We start from the raw sequence: 18306 nt of genomic DNA, 5'->3' as shown, positions 1-18306 counted from the left end.
CCAATGGCTTGACAAGCATTTTCTACATTTCAAAAAAAAGATGTCGAATCTTACAACCAAAGGTTCCTGTCAGCTTCTTTTTCTCACCAATCAGACAGAAAAAACGGAAAATCCCGGAAAACCTTTTTCCCTCTGCTGCCCTCTGCATATGCATCTTCACACACAGGCGGCAGCAAGAGAATCCTGGCAGGAAAATCTCCGGGATCTTCCGTTTATAAATATTCAACTACTGCTCTAAATACTTCTTCACATAATAACCGGTATAAGACTGCGGACACTTCACTACCTCTTCCGGCGTTCCCTGGGCAATGACTGTTCCGCCCTTGTCTCCGCCTTCCGGACCGATATCAATGAGGTAATCGGCTGTCTTTATAACATCTAGGTTATGCTCGATAACTACTACCGTATTACCGCCCTCAGACAGCTTCCTCAGAATCTCAATCAGCTTATGCACATCTGCAAAGTGAAGTCCAGTCGTCGGCTCGTCCAGAATATAAATAGTCTTGCCGGTTCCCCGCTTACTCAGCTCCGTAGCCAGCTTGATTCTCTGTGCCTCACCACCTGACAACTCCGTCGATGGCTGTCCAAGCCGGATATAGGATAATCCCACGTCATTAAGCGTGGAGATCTTCCTCGCTATCGTTGGAACATTCTCAAAAAACTTCAGCGCCTCTTCTACCGTCATATTAAGAACATCATAAATGCTCTTTCCCTTATACTTCACATCTAACGTCTCGCGGTTATACCGCTTGCCTCCGCAGACCTCACAGGGCACATACACATCAGGAAGGAAATGCATCTCGATCTTGATAATACCGTCACCGCTGCAGGCTTCGCATCGTCCGCCCTTCACGTTAAAGCTGAATCTTCCTTTGGAATACCCCTTTGCCTTGGAATCTGCCGTGGAAGCAAACAAATCACGGATCAGATCAAACACACCGGTATAAGTAGCAGGATTAGACCGCGGGGTTCTTCCGATGGGCGACTGGTCAATTGCAATAATCTTGTCCAGCTGTTCCGTTCCTATAATCTCCTTATGTTTTCCGGGAATAGTTCTGGCACGGTTCAACTTCTTCGCTAATGCCTTATAAAGGATCTCATTGACAAGAGAACTCTTTCCGGAACCGGAAACACCGGTTACGCAGGTCATCACTCCCAGAGGAAATGTCACATCAATACCCTTTAAATTGTTCTCTCTGGCCCCCTTTACCGTGAGATAGCCGGTCGGCTGCCTTCTCTCCTCAGGAACGGGAATTTTAATTCTTCCGCTTAAATAAGCGCCGGTAATGGAGTCCTTATTCTTCATAATCTGCTTTGCATTACCAACCGCAACTACATTGCCGCCATGCTCTCCCGCTCCGGGACCGATATCCACGATACAGTCAGCTGCCATCATGGTATCCTCGTCGTGTTCCACCACGATTACACTGTTGCCCAGATCACGCAGATGGAGAAGCGTCTTTAACAGCTTGTCATTGTCCCTTTGATGAAGCCCGATACTGGGCTCATCTAAAATGTACGCCACACCCACCAGACCGGAACCGATCTGAGTTGCCAGACGGATTCTCTGGGCCTCTCCGCCGGATAGAGTTCCTGTGGCGCGGGTCAGGGTCAGGTAATCCAGACCTACATCGATGAGGAAGGAAATTCTCGCACGGATCTCTTTTAAAATCTGGTCACCAATGGCATGCTGCATATCAGTCAGCTGCAGCTCGTCCATAAAATTACGGAAACGGACAATGGACATGTTGGTTGCATCATATATATTCTGATCCCCTACTGTGACAGCCAGGGATTCCTTCTTTAATCGCTTGCCGCCGCAGGAAGGACAGGGAGTGATTCTCATAAATGTCTCATACTCTGCCTTGGAGGACTCGGAATAGGTCTCCCGGTATCTTCTGGCAACATTCTGGAGCAATCCTTCAAATGCTACATCGTAGACTCCTTCTCCACGCTGTCCCTTATAGTAAACCTTGACTTCTTTTCCATTGGTTCCATGAATAAGAATATCATGAACCTTCTGGGGATAGTCCTCAAATGGAGTGTCAAGACTGAAATCATATTCTCTTGCAAGGGCATCCAAAACAGCCCTGGTATAGCTTCCCTTATCGGTACAGGACTGCCAGCCCATTACCGTGATGGCTCCCTGATCGATACTTAAGCTCTTATCAGGAATCATCAGGTCCTCGTCAAACTCCATCTTGTATCCCAGACCGAAGCAGTCCGGACAGGCGCCAAAGGGGTTATTAAAGGAGAAGCTTCTTGGCTCCACTTCCTCAATGCTGATTCCGCAGTCCGGACAGGAAAAGCTCTGGCTGAAATGGATGGGCTCTCCGTCAATGACATCAACGGTCATCAGTCCGCCTGCCAGCTCCATCACTGTCTCGATGGAATCTGTGAGGCGCTTTGCAATTCCCTCACGGATCGCCAGACGGTCCACAACCACATCGATGCTGTGCTTGATGTTCTTATCCAGCTTGATTTCTTCTGAAAGTTCGTAGAGACTGCCGTCAACCCGGACTCTTACGTATCCGCTCTTACGGGCACTCTCCAGAACCTTGGCGTGTTCTCCCTTCCGCCCGCGCACAACCGGAGCCAGCAGCTGGATTTTGGTCCGCTCCGGAAGCTCCATAATCTGATCCACCATCTGGTCAATGGTCTGTTTGCGGATCTCTCTTCCGCACTTGGGACAATGGGGGATACCGATTCTGGCATAAAGAAGCCTCATATAATCATAAATTTCCGTAACGGTACCTACCGTGGAACGGGGGTTTCGGTTGGTCGACTTCTGGTCAATGGAAATAGCCGGTGACAGACCTTCAATGCTCTCCACATCCGGCTTCTCCATCTGGCCAAGGAACTGCCGCGCATAGGAGGAAAGAGACTCCATATACCGCCTCTGACCTTCAGCATAAATGGTATCAAAGGCCAGGGAAGACTTCCCGGAACCGCTGAGACCGGTTAATACAACCAGCTCATTCCTGGGGATGTCCAGACTCACGTTCTTTAGGTTGTGCTCATTGGCACCTCTTATCTTAATATACTGTTTCGCCATACTGTACTCCTGTTATATCCTGAAATTCTCAATCTCACAACAATCGAATGCGGACTTATGATATGAAGTCCGCACCCGTAGTTACTCAGCAACCGGTTTTTCCCATTATAGCACATCATTAACCGTATTGCAAACATTTGTTCGATAAATATTTTAATAATGACTGCTTTTCTTAGAATCCATCATGCACTCCTCTTCCGGCAGAAATTTATGTTAAAACTGTCTTTCGAAAAAAAAGCATGGTATAATCATTATAAACCAAGAAAGAGGAATGAGAAAATATGAAACCACATCCATTGCTGCCAGTTGTACTGCTTGCTCTTTCCTTAACCGCGTCCGGGTGTAAGATGAATTCCCGGGTGGAGGAGACCCCTTCTTCGCCCGCAGAATCCCTTACGGAACAGACCCCCGCCGAACAGGAGCAACGCAGTACTGAAAAAGGATCATCAAGCACAGAAACCAACATTAGTCCGGTAACAGTAAGAACCTGGTCTGCAGATCATAATGAGAAATATAGTGACCGGGGTACCCTGGTCTACCGGTGGAACAGCCGGGTGCCGGAAGTCATTATTCCTGATAAACCCGATTCCCAGTATCTCATAAACCGAAGTTTAAGAGAGAACGACCAGAACACCAGTTGGTACGAATTCATCAGTGATTCGATGGAAATCCCACCCTCATCAGCAGCCGGAGATCCACAGAAAAATTACCTTTATACCTTTGATTATCAGGTTCTGAGAAATGACGGAAGACTATTAAGTCTGAAGCAGAACTATACCGATATCAGGGGAAATAACCGCAATGATACATTTACCTTTTTAAGTTCCTATGATGTAGAAAATGGAAAGAGGATCACTCTTTCTGCTCTTTCCGATGATCCGGAAGGATTAAAGCTGGCACTTGCCAAGGCAGCTGCCGGCGGCAGTTCCAACGCGTCCCTTCTGACCCAGATCATGTCTTCCGACCCCAGTCAATTTGCGCTTTTAAAGGAAGGAATTTTATTATCCTCTCAGTGGAATGGAGGAAAAACCGACTCTTCTGCCGGACAGGAAACACTGATCCCTTATGGAGAGATCGGTGATAAACTCAATGATTATGGGAAACAGCTCATGGTATCTGCGCAAAAAACAGAAGATGAAGCTGTGAATGCCATGACACAACCAGATTATATCTTTCCGGAGAGCAGCACAAGCTGTCTCACAGGAGGCGATCTGCTGGAAGCTGATCCATCTGCGCTGAGACTTGCAAGAAACGAAATCTATGCCCGCCATGGAAGAAAATTTGATGCAGCGGATCTGCAGGAATATTTCAACAGTAAATCATGGTATCACGCTGAGATGGCTCCCGCTGATTTTAAAGAGGACGTTCTTAACGATATTGAAAAGAAAAATCTGGGTCTGATTAAGATAGCGGAAAATCAACTGCCTGACAAAGAAATCACTGATGAAGGTGTTACCTTGAAAGCAGACATAGATTATTTATTGGATCTTGATGGTGATGGTGTCTGCGAAACCATTCGCTGGAGCAGCACCGAAGACCCGAAAGATTATGATGAGAAAAGCCTTAAACTTTCGATTAATGGCAAAAAACAGACCTCAATTCCGGAAAATATAAGGGGCACCATCAGACTCACGGCATTGGACCTTAATAAAAAAGATCAGCAAATTGAACTTCACCTGGATATATCCCAGGATTCCGATACCCTTTTCTCATACAGCTTCTATCGTTACCAAAACGGCAGTCTGGAATTGATTAGAGATCTGACAGGCCCCGTATGCGACGGAAATGGATCACTTTTCCGTAAGTATGGATTAACATCGGAGGGAGACGGAATTTTAAAAGTAACTGCAGATACACCATTTTCGGGATCTACTCTCCAGTTTGGGTGTTACTTCACAGATCTGTTTTGGTCCTATGAAGACGGTAAATTAAAGGAAGTACCGCAGAAGGTGTATTACAATAAGAATTATAATATGATCACCAACGCGTTTCTTCATCAGAATCCGGAAAATTATTATGTAGTGTCACATACGTTTCCTGTTACAGCCGCTATGGAAGGAGATACCCCTGCTTTCTCTGTCAGTCCTGGAGAAACAGTCTGCCCCATCGGCTGGGCGGTAAAGGACGGACACTCCTATATACTGGTTATGAACGAGGCCGGAGCCTGGGGATGGGTAAAGGAATCAGCCTGGGATTCAGATCCTGATACAGCATATTACCTGGCAGTTCCTGCCTGGGGATAAAAAAATCACCTTGCCTTGGCAAAAAGCCTGGCAAGGTGATTTTTTACGTTATGCAATCAGGAAATGATTATTCTCCTGTGACGCCACCCGTCTCATCATCTTCCTCATCAAGTTCCCTCATCAGCTGGGGAAAACTCTCCCGCTCAAATTCCTGTATGGAGATGGACTTTTTGTTGGGATTGGCGAAGACAAAGGTCTTGTCTACATTTTCCACATAGTTCTGGATCTTATCATTGGTAGCGCTGATGATGGCCTGGAAACCAAGACCGCGGATCAGCTCGATACAGCTTGCCACCTTTTCCCCATCCATCTTGGAAAATGCCTCATCAAGAACTACAAGACGGATCGTTGGGTTTCTCTGAATCTTTTGAGGCACATTGATCCTATATGCCTGTGCAAAGCTGGCAAGAAGCGCCACGTAAAGGGGATTCTGCCCCTCTCCGCCGGAATTCTTCTTAATCATCTTGCTTAAACGGATCTTAATGACCTCATCCTCATTCTGAATCAGCTGCTGCATGTCAAAGGTCAGATAGGTTCGATAATCCGCATATTTATCCATATTCCGCTTTGCTTCTTCCATTTGCTCCGGGGTTGCATTTTCCGGGGGAATGAAAATATTAATCAGATCATTAATTAATTCACCGTACTGATTTTCATGTTCCATAGTGAAAAGATTCATCTGATTATCCAGGGAATCCGTCAGCTGGGAAGGGTTGATTTCCAGAGAGTCATCCATGAACATGTCATAGTACCTGCCATCCGGTCCCTTGTTCTTTCCAATAACAAACTGATACTTGTCCTTTCCGAAATCCAGTCTGTTGATAATCCGGTTCAGCTCATCCCTTCTTTGCAGCGCATCCCGAATGGCGCTTCGGATCTTAAACATAAAGTCGTCTTTAAAATGAAGGACTGCGGACTTCGCCTGTTCTGCTGCCATGTTTTTATATTCTTCCAGATTTGCGCATTCCATAGTCTCAAGAAGGCGGTCATATTCCTGATTATCTTCTGCGGTCAGAGAAAAGTTTCGGTTGGGATACTTACGCACATATTCGCCTCTTGCAGAGACAAGAAGGCGGTACGCCTCTTCCCTGGCTTCCTCCGCTCTCTTTAAAAGAGCGAAGTAGCGGTCCTTCAAACGGTCATAGCGGGGAGTTTCATTGCCCTCCATAGATGTTTTTAATACTCCCTCCAACTCTTGGTCAGCTTCCAGTGCCCGTTCCTTCGACACCAGTTCTTCTTCCAACTGTACCGCTTCACGCTGGAACTCTTCTGCCTTTCTCTGAAGGTCTCCCATGAGACGGTCTAACGCTCTTAACTCGGCACGTTTTCCCTCGCAAAGACCTAAAATAGCTTCCCGCTCCTTTTCCCATTCCTCCACATTCTGGGCTTTCATCTTTTCCAGTTTCTGCTCCAGTTTTCTGATTTCTTTCTCTTTTTCCTTGAACGAAGCGATTTCCTGCTGCCACTCTGCATAGACCTCTGTTCCCTCAGTTAAAGCTTCCAGAGAAAGAATGCGGCTGCATTCCCCTATAATCAGTTCCTGTGGCTTCTTCTCCGCCTCCATGGCCTCCAGATTCTTTTCCAGCAGACGAATTCTGCGGCGTACACTGTCCTTGCCGATATAGGCAAATCTGGTGTAATGATCGGGATTTATGTGCTGTAAGCGGAAAGTGTGGTACAGCATACATTCCGGCGTAATACCGATGCGGCAGCTGCGGAGTTCTTCCAGGCTTTCGCATTTGATCACTTTTCCAAGAAGCAAATCCAGATAAGGCTGCAAATAAGACTCTCTTACAATCAATTCTTCCACAAGTGAATTGTTAAGAACCTCATGGGTGCTCTCTCCTGCCCTCTCTGTATCCAGAACAGCCACATGAAAGGCTTCACTCTGGTCCAGTTCCTCATAGACCTCCATGGCTGCTTTTGCATAGGCTGGAGCAACCACCAAAGACAGCTTATAATTGCCTAAATATCCCTCTGCCGCATTTCTCCATTTCTCATCCCGGATATCCAAAAGATCCGCAAGAACGTGAACCTCTACTGCCTTGCCGGTCTTTTGAAGAAGACGCTGCTGGAGAAATGTTTTTGCCCGCTCAACATGCTTTGGATAAGCTTTGCTTCCTGCTTTTAACTGGGTAAGTTCCTCACTGGTCTGACGCTCCCGTTTCTTAATATCCCTTAAAAGGCTTTCCGCCTCTTTTTTCGTATCCTCTGTCTCCGACTGCATCTGGGCGATGGATTTCTTTAATCTGGTAAGCTTTTCCTCATCAATGGTATTTTTCTCAAATTCCTCAATGTCCCATATGGTCTGGTTGGAGGTGGATTCTTCATCAATCCACGCATTCAGGCGGTCTGCCGTCTGCTGCCATTTCATTACACTTTTATTTAAATGATTCACCAGCTCCCTGGCTGAATCCAGCTGATTCTTCAGATCTTCATATCCGGTAGATGAAATCTGACGGAGAAGCTCCTCTCCCTGCTTTGTCAGATCATTAATCTGGACATCCAGCCCCTCTTTCCGCTCTTCCTGACGGGTATACTCCTCACCCGAAAGGCAGATTTTATCCTTCAGAGCCTGGATTTTCGTCTGATAGTCCAGAATCTCCATTTTGCGGAAATAATAAGTGTTTGACCGGATCTCCTCATCCTTTTCCATAACAGAATCGTAAAGCGATCTCATCTCCTTTAAATAGCCAATCTCCACAAAGGTATCTTCGATCTTCTTTCTCATCCGCCCATACTGCATGACGCTTTCCTGCATGTCCTCGATATGTATATCCTGTTCCATGCAGATATATTCCTTTACAAAATCCTCCAGCCGGATATTCATGCGGAAAGGAATTGCACGCTTAAAGAGCAGAGGAAACTTCTCCGAATCCAGTCCGCCCAGATAGACATCGTACAGCTGTCTGCGGAACCTTTCATTATGGGAGGTGGTAAAATACTCATCTTTCTCATAATGAACCTGAAGATAAGAAGTCACTTCTTCGATTGTCATGGTTCTTGTTCCGGTCCGGTATTCATTTTCCCACAACGGGCCTTTGTGCCAGAAAAACTTTCTTGATATCTCATTTGTGGCCGTTTCCACATCAAAGATGATTCCCACACACTGGCATTCCCCATTATCTGTGCGCTTTAATTCCAGCGCAATGGTGGTGGAGAAATTCTGATTCCGCAAATAGGCAAATTCATTGTTCTCCCCGATGTTGACCATTCCTCTCAGATATTCAATCAGGTTCCTGTCGGAATCATCGGCAGCCGCCTTGTTAAAGAATCCTCTTCCGTCGGTATTGGCATAAAGCAGGATCTGCATGGCATCAATGACCGTGGATTTTCCGCTGCCGGAATGGCCGGTAAAGAAATTGATCTCTTCATGGAAAGACAAAGTCTTACGGCTGATGTAATGCCAGTTATTTAAAAGTATTCTGGACAGAGCTTCAAAATTCTGATTCGTCATCGCTGTCTTCTCCTTCTTCAAATGATTCCAGCAGGGATCTTACGTCATCGCCGAATAAGACCACATTGATGCTTGGATAGATGATCATTCGGTTATCCCCGTCTAAATCTTCCAGAACATCAAGCGGCTCCAGAATCTGATATTTTTTCAGCAGAGCGATGGCACGGCGGATCTCCGTGACAGACGGCTGCTTTTTAAAAAGCCGGTAATTGCCCAGCTTATCATGAATCTCGCTTATGGTGGTATAAACATTGACGCTGGTGGAGACTGCCGCCATCTGTTCATCATAGATCAGCTTCAGCACCAGTAAGTAAAGGGTCGCAAGCTTTGGCAGCTTTTCTCCCATGGTGTCCTCTCCCTGTATGTAGATCAGCCCCAGCTGGCTGTTTTCCAGCACATTGATACCGCAGACTGCTAAATAAGCCCGGATAAATTCCAGATGCTTGTTGCAGACTTTAAATTCCTGGTTATAAAGAAAACGGTTGGAACGCTTTTCAAATTTATGCTCCAGAATAAAGGTCTGTTTTAACAGCAGCCGGATAGCATCTCTTAACTCCGCCTTTTCTCCCTGCAAAAGCCCGTCATAATATGGAATCTGGCTGATTGGGCCAGCATATTCTTCATTTGTCATACTTCATTCCTCCTTACAAATACCAGCCGGGGATAACGGTACCTTCCGTTATCGATCAGCTCCGGTTCCATATCTTCCACCTGATAAAGGCTTTTTCTCCTTATGGAATAATCATAGGCCAGAATCAGTTTTTCAAATTCCTCCGGTGTACGGACCGTATCCTCCCTGACCTCCATACGCCCCTGTACCATGCGGGACTCAATATAGCTCTCAATTTCCCTGCGGCTGTAACGGTTCTTCACCCGGTTTAAATTCAAAATCTCTTCCGCTGTCAGTTCAGCCGGTTCCTCATCCGGCACCAGCGTTTCCTTAAACTCCGTTCTGCTCTTTCTCTTTTTGTAAATGGATTTTTCAGAAAGAATTGCCATCTGGGATAAGTTCATGCAGTTCCCCGCCTGTTCAATGGCCTCCTCCGGATCTTCCACAAGAGAAAGATGGTTTAATAACCGGATCACAAGACCTTTCATGTTATCCTCCTGATTGAGAAGATAGTTAAGCCTTGTTACAGTGGCCCGGATATAGCGGGAGTGCTCCTTGTCCATATTGGAAATCCGGTGTTCGATGTCATCAAAGCCCCTCTCAATCTGATCCAGTTTTTCTGCCACATCGGCAGCCGTCACCCGGTTGGCGCTTCGCCGGCTCATTTCCTCCATCCACGCCACATCCTCACGCAGACCGCCGATCCACCGTTTGATATCATTTTTATAAAGATAAAAATTATCCGACGTCTTTAAAATGTGGTATTTCTTTTTTACAATCTCCTCCACATATCCTTCCAGGTGCTCTTTTAACAGTTCTCCGTACGCCTTCTGCTCCAAAAGGCTTGCAAAGAACTTATCCATGTTGTGAAGCATGTCCTGCAAAGACTTATTGAGCCGTTTCGTATTAACATAAGCCGTATTTAAAAGGCTGATTCCTGCCCTGGGATCGTTTTTCAAAGAGAAGAGAATGGCGTAAATGTTCTGAATATAGATCTGCGTCTCATCCTCTTCGTCGCTGGAAAGCTTAAAAAATGCCTCAATCATGACAGCGGCATAATCAGGAATTACGATATTCACCGTCATGGAGGCATAATCGTCCACCTTGCGAAGCCAGCCTGCCCTCAAAAGCCAGTTTAATACTCTGGAAGCGGGGGGCAGCAGCTCATCCGCCTCATCTTCCAGCTCATCCTGCCAGATTACCAGCCGTTTCTGGACAAAATACTCCTCTAAAACCTGCAGGCACACCTCACGGCTTAAAAAATAGTTGCTGTATTCATATTCTTCGTTGATTCTTAAAAGCGCTTCTATGTAGGTGGACCGGTTTATGGAACGGAACAGTCCCCAGAACCGGTCCGGTATCTCATTCATCAGTATCATGGTTGTTTTGATTCCTCTCCCATCGCTTCGTTATCCCTATAAAAACAGACAGAAAGAAACGGCTATCATCCTACATGACAGCCGTTTGATTCTTCGTTCCTTATTGTATCTGATCCAAGGCCATTGCCTTTTATTATACCAAAAATCTCCATGTGTTACAATCAGTTTGTGAAACGGTTAAATATCATAACTCCGTTCTATCCTCTGATTCCGTATGGAATTCTTCTTTTTTAGCCTGTACTTCCTCTTTCACCCAGTCCGTCAGTCCGTCTTTCGGCTCCTCAGATGCTTCGTCTTTTCCGGACCCGTCATCAGTTTTAACCGGTTCCGGAATTCCTTTTGCTTCCCGGAAGATCTTCATAAATTCCTTGCCGGTAATGGTTTCTCTCTCGATTAAGAATTCCGCAATCTTATCCATAATATCCCGGTTTTCCATCAGAAGATTCTTGGCTTCTTCATAAGCCTCTTTTAACATCTTCATGACTTCTTCATCGATCTGGGAGGAGGTTGCTTCTGCACAGTTCATAACCAATCTTCCGCTTAAATACTGATCTTCCTTTGCAGCAAGACCGATCAGTCCGAATTTATCCGACATACCGTACTGTGTAATCATGGCACGGGCAACCTTGGTGGCCTGCTCAATATCATTGGCTGCACCAGTGGTAATGGAATCGAAAACGATCTCTTCCGCAGCACGTCCCGCTAAATAACCAACCAGCATGGCGTGGAGCTCTTTCTTGGAGTTTAAGAACTTCTCTTCCTCCGGCACATGCATTACATATCCCAGCGCTCCCATGGTTCTTGGAACAATGGTGATCTTCTGCACCGGTTCTGCATCCTTTTGAAGTGCGCTGACCAGGGCATGGCCAACTTCATGATAAGATACGATTCGTCTCTCTTCCTTATTAAGAACCCTGTCTTTCTTTTCCTTACCTACCAGGACTACTTCTACCGCTTCAAACAGATCCTTCTGGGATACTGCATGACGTCCGTTCTTGACTGCCAGAATGGCAGCTTCATTAATCATGTTGGCAAGATCGGAACCAACGACTCCTGAGGTTGCAAGAGCAATTGCATCCAGATCTACGGTATCATCAAGAAGTACGTCTCTTGCATGAACCTTTAAGATATCCACACGGCCCTTTAAGTCCGGCTTATCCACGATAATCCGGCGGTCGAAACGTCCGGGACGAAGAAGGGCGGGATCCAGGATCTCCGGGCGGTTGGTAGCTGCCAGAACCAGAAGGCCCTTGGATGAATCAAAGCCGTCCATCTCGGAAAGCAGCTGGTTTAATGTCTGCTCTCTCTCATCGTTGCCGCCGCCGAATCTGGAATCACGGCTCTTACCGATGGCATCTACCTCATCAATAAATATGATACAGGGAGCGGATTCCTGTGCCTGCTTAAAAAGGTCACGGACACGGGAAGCACCGACGCCCACAAACATCTCTACAAAATCAGAACCGGAAAGGGAATAGAACGGAACATGGGCCTCACCTGCAACTGCCTTGGCAAGAAGCGTCTTTCCTGTTCCGGGAGGTCCCACTAAAAGGGCTCCTTTGGGAAGCTTGGCACCAATCTTTGTATATTTTCCGGGGTTATGAAGGAAATCCACGATTTCTGTTAAGGATTCCTTGGCTTCATCTTCACCGGCTACATCTTTAAATGTAATTCCTGTCTCTTTCTGAACGTAGACCTTGGCATTGCTCTTTCCAACGCCCATCAGCCCGCCGCCGCCTACACGGCGCATCATAAAGTTCAGTAAGAAGCCCATTGCTGCAAATAAAAGAAGATAGCTGACAATGGTCTGAATGAAAAAGTTTCCATCCCGGCGTGTTCTTACGGTTTCCACACCAGCAGTACGAAGACGCTCAGCCAGGTTTAAATCGTTGTCCATTCTTACCGTATAATAGCTGACACCCGGCTTATATTCCGCCCAGGTCTTCTTTGGAGTAATGGTAATCCTGGTATCCTCAACAATAACCGATTCCACCTGCTTCTCATCTACCATATTCATAAAGGTATCATAGCTTAATTCTTTATTCGTCCTCGTCGTTATGGCATTATGCAGATATGAGATACCTGCTACCGCAATCAGAAACGCTGTTACCCAGATAACGATGACCTGGGCATTCTTAGGCATTTTATTATTCTGATTCTTGTTATCCATCTGTGTAAATTCTCCAATCCGGATAGTTTCTACCCATTCTATACCTCTATCATTATAGTGTCAGTCTCCCCATAAATCAAGAAAAGAATTATAAAATACTTATAAACACGGGGACTGGATGAAATTCACAAATTAAATTTTTTAACGCTCTTCCCGGAAATAAGCCCGCCCCAGACTGGCCGGCGGCTGATGCTCTCTTTCCTTTCTTAAGCTGGTTATAATTAACACCACAATGGTCACGATATAAGGCAGTGCCTTAAAGATTTCCTGTGTGCTGCGGCTGAGTCCCGGAATGTATAAATAAAGGATGTAAAGTCCTCCGAAAAGCAGGGAACCCCAGATGGCGTTTACCGGTTTCCAGAGAGCGAAGATAACCAGGGCGATGGCAAGCCAGCCTCTGTCGCCGAAACCGTTGTTAGTCCAGGTTCCGCCGGAATACTCCATGACAAAGTAAAGTCCGCCAAGTCCGCTTAATCCGCCTCCGATACAGGTAGCCAGATACCGGTAAGCAGTCACATGAATTCCGGCTGCATCTGCAGTGGATGGGCTTTCGCCTACTGCTCTTAAATTCAGTCCTTTTCTGGTTTTGTTTAAGAAAAAGGAAAGTAAAATTGCTAAAATGATGGCAAGATAGGTTAAAAAGCCATAAGAGAAAAATGCCTGTCCGATGGCTCCCAGCTTTGAAAGCCCCGGTACCGGCGTCTTAAAAGCCGCGCCGGTCACTGCAACGGAAATCTGTCCTACTCCGCCTGCTAGCTTTGATAAGGAACCGCCGAAAAAGTTACCGAAGCCCACGCCAAACGTAGTCAGCGCAAGACCGGTTACGTTCTGGTTTGCACGAAGGGTGATTGTTAAAATACTGTAAACCAGACCGCCCAGTGCCGCACACAAAAACGCGCATAAAAATGAAATAATAACGCCCACCAGACCGTTTGGCTGTGCAGCGGAGTTCTCATAAAGGAACGCGCCGATCAGTCCGGCAATTCCTCCCATATACATCATACCCGGAATTCCAAGATTTAAGTTGCCGGATTTTTCCGTCAGAATTTCTCCCAGGGCTCCATAAAGGATTCCGATTCCCTGACCAATGACTTTTTGAATAAATATTACCAGAAATCCCATGATCGTTTCTCCTTCCTATTCTTCTGCCGCAGCCTGTTTTGTGCTTCGTATTCTGATTTTATAATCAATAAAAAATTCACAGCCCAGGATGAAGAACAGAATAATGCCGGTGATTACATCTGCCGCATTTTCATTTAAATTGAACTGGGATGCAATCTGACCTGCACCTTTCTGCATGAAAACAAGGAAAAACGATACCAAAATCATGGCGAAGGTATTAAACTTACTCATCCATGATACGATAATCGCTGTAAATCCTCTTCCTCCGGCAGTGCTGGTGGAAATGGTGTGGCTTGCTCCGCTTACAATGATAAAGCCTGCAATTCCGCATACTGCACCGGAAATAGCCATGGTTCTTAAAATTACTTTTTTTACATTGATTCCTGCATATCTGGCCGTGTTGCCGCTTTCGCCCACAACCGCGATTTCATACCCCTGCTTGCTGTATCTTAAATAGATAAACATGGCAATGGTCAGAGCCAGTACAATCACCAGATTCCAGCCGTATTCCAGTCCGAACAGCTTGGGAAGCCAGCCTCCTTTTGTGGCGGAATTAATGGTACCGACTGAGTTGGAGCCTTTGGGATTTTCCCAGAAAATGATTCCAAAGGTGACAACCTGCATGGCAACGTAATTCATCATCAGTGTGAAAAGTGTTTCGTTGGTATTCCAGTAAGCCTTGAAAAATGCGGGAATGACGCCCCATACCATAGCTGCCAGAGCACTTCCTGCAAACATTAAGGGGAATAAAATCACAGGAGGAAGTGTGTTTCCCAAATAAATCATCATGGCTGCAGAGGTTACACCTCCGATGAGCACCTGTCCTTCCGCTCCGATATTCCAGAACCTCATTTTAAATGCAGGTGTGATACCGACTGCGATGCAAAGGAGTACCAGCGTATCCCGGATGGTCATCCATGCACGGCGCTTTGTTCCCACTGCTCCTTCAAAAATCCCTTTATAAACCTCTACCGGATTTAACCCCGTAAGAGCGATAATGACACCTGCGCAGACAACCAGAGACAGTGCCACAGCAATCAGACGGATCAGCCACGCCTTCCAGGGCTCTATGGCTTCCCGCTTTGTCATCTGAAAAACCGGTTCCTTTCCCTTACTCATCCTTGTGTTCCTCCTGTCTTCATCATCAGTTTTCCGATTTCTTCTTTTGTGGCGGTCCTTCCGTCTACAATTCCGCTGATCTCTCCGCCGCACATTACAAGAATTCTGTCACAAAGCTCCATCAATACGTCAAGATCCTCCCCTACGCAGACAACCGCAGTTCCCTGCTTCTTCTGTTCATTGAGAAGATGGTAAATGGTGTAAGAGGAGTGAATATCAAGTCCCCGTACCGGATAAGCAACCAGCATAACTGCAGGTGCCAGTGAAATCTCTCTTCCAACTAAAACCTTCTGGACATTGCCTCCGGAAAGCTTCCGTACCGGGACAGCCGTTCCCGGAGTGGCGATCTCAAGTTCTTCAATCAGACGCTCTGCAAGGCCCTTTGGCGCTTTCCTGTCGGCAAAAAAGGATCTGCCCTTGCGGTAGCTTCGAAGCATCATGTTATCCGTCATATCCATGGCTCCCACAAGTCCCATTCCCAGACGGTCCTCCGGAACAAAGGATAAACGGACTCCGATTCTGGCGATCTCTGCAGCAGTCATGGAAGTCAGTTCCTTTTCCCCTCCTTCCGGCGGATAATAGGAAATGGAGCCTTCCGCAGACGGAATGAGGCCTGCAATTGCTTCTAAAAGCTCCCTCTGTCCGCTTCCTGCCACGCCCGCGATTCCAAGGATTTCACCGCTGTTGGCTGTAAAGGATGCATTGTTTAAGGTCGTTACGCCTTCTCTGCTGATGCAGGTCAGTCCCTTTACATTGAGACGTTCCTTGGGAGATACCGGGTCCGGACGTTCGATGTTTAAGCTCACCTTTTTCCCGACCATCATTTCCGTTAAGGACTCTTCCGTGGCGTCTTTTGTATCAATGGTGCCGATGTACTGTCCTTTTCTCAAAACAGCCACCCGGTCAGAAAGGGAAAGAACCTCATTGAGTTTATGTGTAATAATGATAATGGAGTGACCGGCCTTTTTCATATTGCGCAAAACGGCGAACAGGCGGTCTGCTTCCTGAGGGGTTAAAACGGCGGTAGGCTCGTCAAGAATTAAAATATCAACGCCGCGGTACAGCATTTTCACTATTTCAACTGTCTGCTTCTGGGATACGGACATCCGGTAGATTTTCTGGTCAGGATCCAAGTCAAATCCATATTTACCGGTCAGTTCATTGATCTTATCATTCACTGCTTTCCGGTCCAGAATCTCTTTTCCAGGCAGTCCCAGAATGATGTTCTCTGCTGCAGTGAGAACATCCACCAGCTTGAAATGCTGATGAATCATACCGATTCCCAGATCAAACGAGTCTTTGGGCGACCGTATGGTGACCTCTTTCCCATGAATCAATATCTGTCCCTCATCCGGATAGTAAATACCTGAAATCATATTCATAAGAGTGGTCTTTCCGCTTCCATTCTCACCCAGAATGGAGAGAATCTCTCCCTTTTTTAAAGAAAGGCAGACTTTGTCATTGGCAACTACCTGGCCAAACCGTTTTGTGATATGTTTTAGTTCAATGGCATTATTTTCGTTCACCCGGCTAACCTCCGTTTCATTTTTTCCTCATTTTTCCATTGTCTCATACAACCGCAAAAAGCGGGCCAGATAATCTGGCGCCGCTTTCTGTTCATTTCCGGCGAAATCTTAGTTATCGATGGTAGTAATGCCATCAATTAAAATATCAAATGCCGGTGCGGAACCGTGCTCAGATTCATGGAAATAACCATTTTCAATATACTCCACATCGCTTCCGTCTTTTTTATAGGTCTCCAGTTTTTTGCCGCCTACGGTAAAGGTAGAAGTATCAAATACATGAAGAGTTCCTGCCTTGATGGCATCTTCCACTTCTTTTACCTTCTCCTCTGTTCCGGGAGCTACAGCATCTTTGTTCAGTTCTGTAATGGAGTTTGCTCCCTCTTTGTAACCCTGGCACCAGTCTGTATCAATGGCCTTGCCGTCCATGACACTCTTTACTGCGTAGGTTACATATGGGCCCCAGTCGATGGATGCAGAAGTAAGTGCTGTCTTCGGAGCTGTTGCAATCATGGAAATGTTATATCCAACGATTGGAACGCCTGCTGCCTCGCATGCAGTAGGAGCACCGGTTGTATCAGCATGCTGGCTGATTAATACACAGCCGTCGGAAATCAGCGCATCTGCCGCTTCCTTCTCAAGATCGAAGCTTGCCCAGCTGTTTGTATACTTCACTTCCATGGTTGCTTCCGGACATACGGAACGCACACCTAAGAAGAAAGAAGTATAACCGCTGATTACCTCTGCGTAAGGATAAGCGCCTACGTAACCAACTTTTACTGCATCCTTACTTACTTTGCCGTCTTCCACCATCTTGTTTAACTTAAGACCGGCTACAACACCGGATACATAACGTGATTCATAAACGTTTGTAAAATAGTTGTGCATGTTGCTCAGTCCGCTTGTTGCAGCCTGAAAGCCGGTTGCGTGGCAGAACTGTACATCCGGATATTCTTTTGCAGCTTCCAGCATGTAGGATTCATGTCCGAAACTGTTGGCAAAAATGATGTTGCAGCCCTGATCCGCCAGATCCATTGCTGCATCCTTACAGGTTTCGTCTTCCGGTACATTCCATTTAATAATGATCTGATCGTCAGATAAACCAAGAGCCTTTTTCATTTCCATGGCTCCCTTGTAATGAGCTGCCGTATAGCCTTCGTTTTCATCACCAACATAGATAAATCCAACTTTTAAATCTTCTTTGGCAATGCCGCCTTTGGCAGCTTCTGTGGTTTCCGCTTTTGACTCTGTCTTGGCAGAATCCGAAGCCTGCGTCTCTGTTTTTTCTGCTGCGGTAGTAGCTTTTGGAGCAGAACCTCCGCATGCTGACAGGGACAGTGCCATCACACCTGCAAGTGCAAGGCCGACCATTTTCCTCAATTTCATAGACTTTTCCTCCTTATACATCGGCTGGGACCATGAAAAAACGTCAGGAAGGGCCTATGGCTCACCTGACGTAATTGTCATACCCTTATTTAATGTAAAAATACATTTATTAGTATATCATTATTTTTCCTCTTGTCAATAAGGAACATTAATATCTGGACAAATTTTTATTAGTCTCTGCTCTGATTTCTTTGACCATTCCAGGACATAATATTCATAGCAAATGTTTCCGCTTAATTATC

Annotated in this window: 10 protein-coding genes; 1 reads left to right on the top strand and 9 read right to left on the bottom strand. The window is 46.1% G+C overall.

Features of this window, described 5'->3' with window-relative positions; genetic code table 11:
- Window positions 1-226: 226 nt before the first annotated feature.
- Window positions 227-3055: an excinuclease ABC subunit UvrA gene (gene uvrA, locus DS742_RS12760; protein WP_117417375.1), complete on the bottom strand. Its 2829-nt coding sequence runs from the start codon at window positions 3053-3055 to the stop codon at window positions 227-229.
- A gap of 281 nt (window positions 3056-3336) precedes the next feature.
- On the opposite strand from uvrA, the gene DS742_RS12755 reads away from it, so the two are divergent.
- Entirely contained in the window at window positions 3337-5298 is a 1962-nt protein-coding gene (locus DS742_RS12755; RefSeq protein WP_242996465.1) for a YARHG domain-containing protein, read from the top strand.
- Between the two features lie 67 nt (window positions 5299-5365).
- On the opposite strand, the gene DS742_RS12750 is transcribed toward DS742_RS12755, so the two are convergent.
- The 8 genes from DS742_RS12750 to DS742_RS12715 all read right to left on the bottom strand — a co-directional run bounded on the left by DS742_RS12750 (window position 5366) and on the right by DS742_RS12715 (window position 18064).
- Window positions 5366-8755, bottom strand: coding sequence for an ATP-binding protein (locus DS742_RS12750; protein WP_117417374.1), 3390 nt, complete (start codon window positions 8753-8755; stop codon window positions 5366-5368).
- Entirely contained in the window at window positions 8736-9386 is a 651-nt protein-coding gene (locus DS742_RS12745) for a DUF4194 domain-containing protein (RefSeq protein WP_117417373.1), read from the bottom strand. The genes DS742_RS12750 and DS742_RS12745 overlap by 20 nt, the downstream gene beginning before the upstream one ends.
- Window positions 9383-10744: a Wadjet anti-phage system protein JetA family protein gene (locus tag DS742_RS12740; RefSeq protein ID WP_117417372.1), complete on the bottom strand. Its 1362-nt coding sequence runs from the start codon at window positions 10742-10744 to the stop codon at window positions 9383-9385. The genes DS742_RS12745 and DS742_RS12740 overlap by 4 nt, the downstream gene beginning before the upstream one ends.
- 184 nt (window positions 10745-10928) lie before the next feature.
- Entirely contained in the window at window positions 10929-12914 is a 1986-nt protein-coding gene (ftsH, locus tag DS742_RS12735; RefSeq protein ID WP_117417371.1) for an ATP-dependent zinc metalloprotease FtsH, read from the bottom strand.
- A 141-nt stretch (window positions 12915-13055) separates the two neighbouring features.
- Window positions 13056-14036 carry an ABC transporter permease gene (locus DS742_RS12730; protein WP_117417370.1) on the bottom strand — a complete coding sequence of 327 codons (981 nt, stop codon included), beginning with the start codon at window positions 14034-14036 and terminating at the stop codon, window positions 13056-13058.
- Window positions 14037-14051: 15 nt separating this feature from the next.
- Window positions 14052-15155 (bottom strand): ABC transporter permease, encoded by a 1104-nt coding sequence (locus DS742_RS12725; RefSeq protein ID WP_117417369.1) that lies wholly within the window; start codon window positions 15153-15155, stop codon window positions 14052-14054.
- Window positions 15152-16681, bottom strand: coding sequence for an ABC transporter ATP-binding protein (locus DS742_RS12720; protein ID WP_117417368.1), 1530 nt, complete (start codon window positions 16679-16681; stop codon window positions 15152-15154). Before DS742_RS12720 ends, DS742_RS12725 begins: the two co-directional genes overlap by 4 nt.
- Window positions 16682-16789: 108 nt before the next feature.
- A complete protein-coding gene (locus DS742_RS12715; RefSeq protein ID WP_117417367.1) occupies window positions 16790-18064 on the bottom strand; it encodes a BMP family ABC transporter substrate-binding protein in 1275 nt (424 codons plus the stop codon).
- Window positions 18065-18306: the final 242 nt, after the last annotated feature.

This window comes from Lacrimispora amygdalina (genome assembly GCF_003432035.1).
In the GTDB taxonomy this organism is placed as follows: domain Bacteria; phylum Bacillota; class Clostridia; order Lachnospirales; family Lachnospiraceae; genus Lacrimispora; species Lacrimispora amygdalina.
Note: the sequence above shows the minus strand (reverse complement) of the source record. Positions and strands in the feature narration are given on the sequence as shown.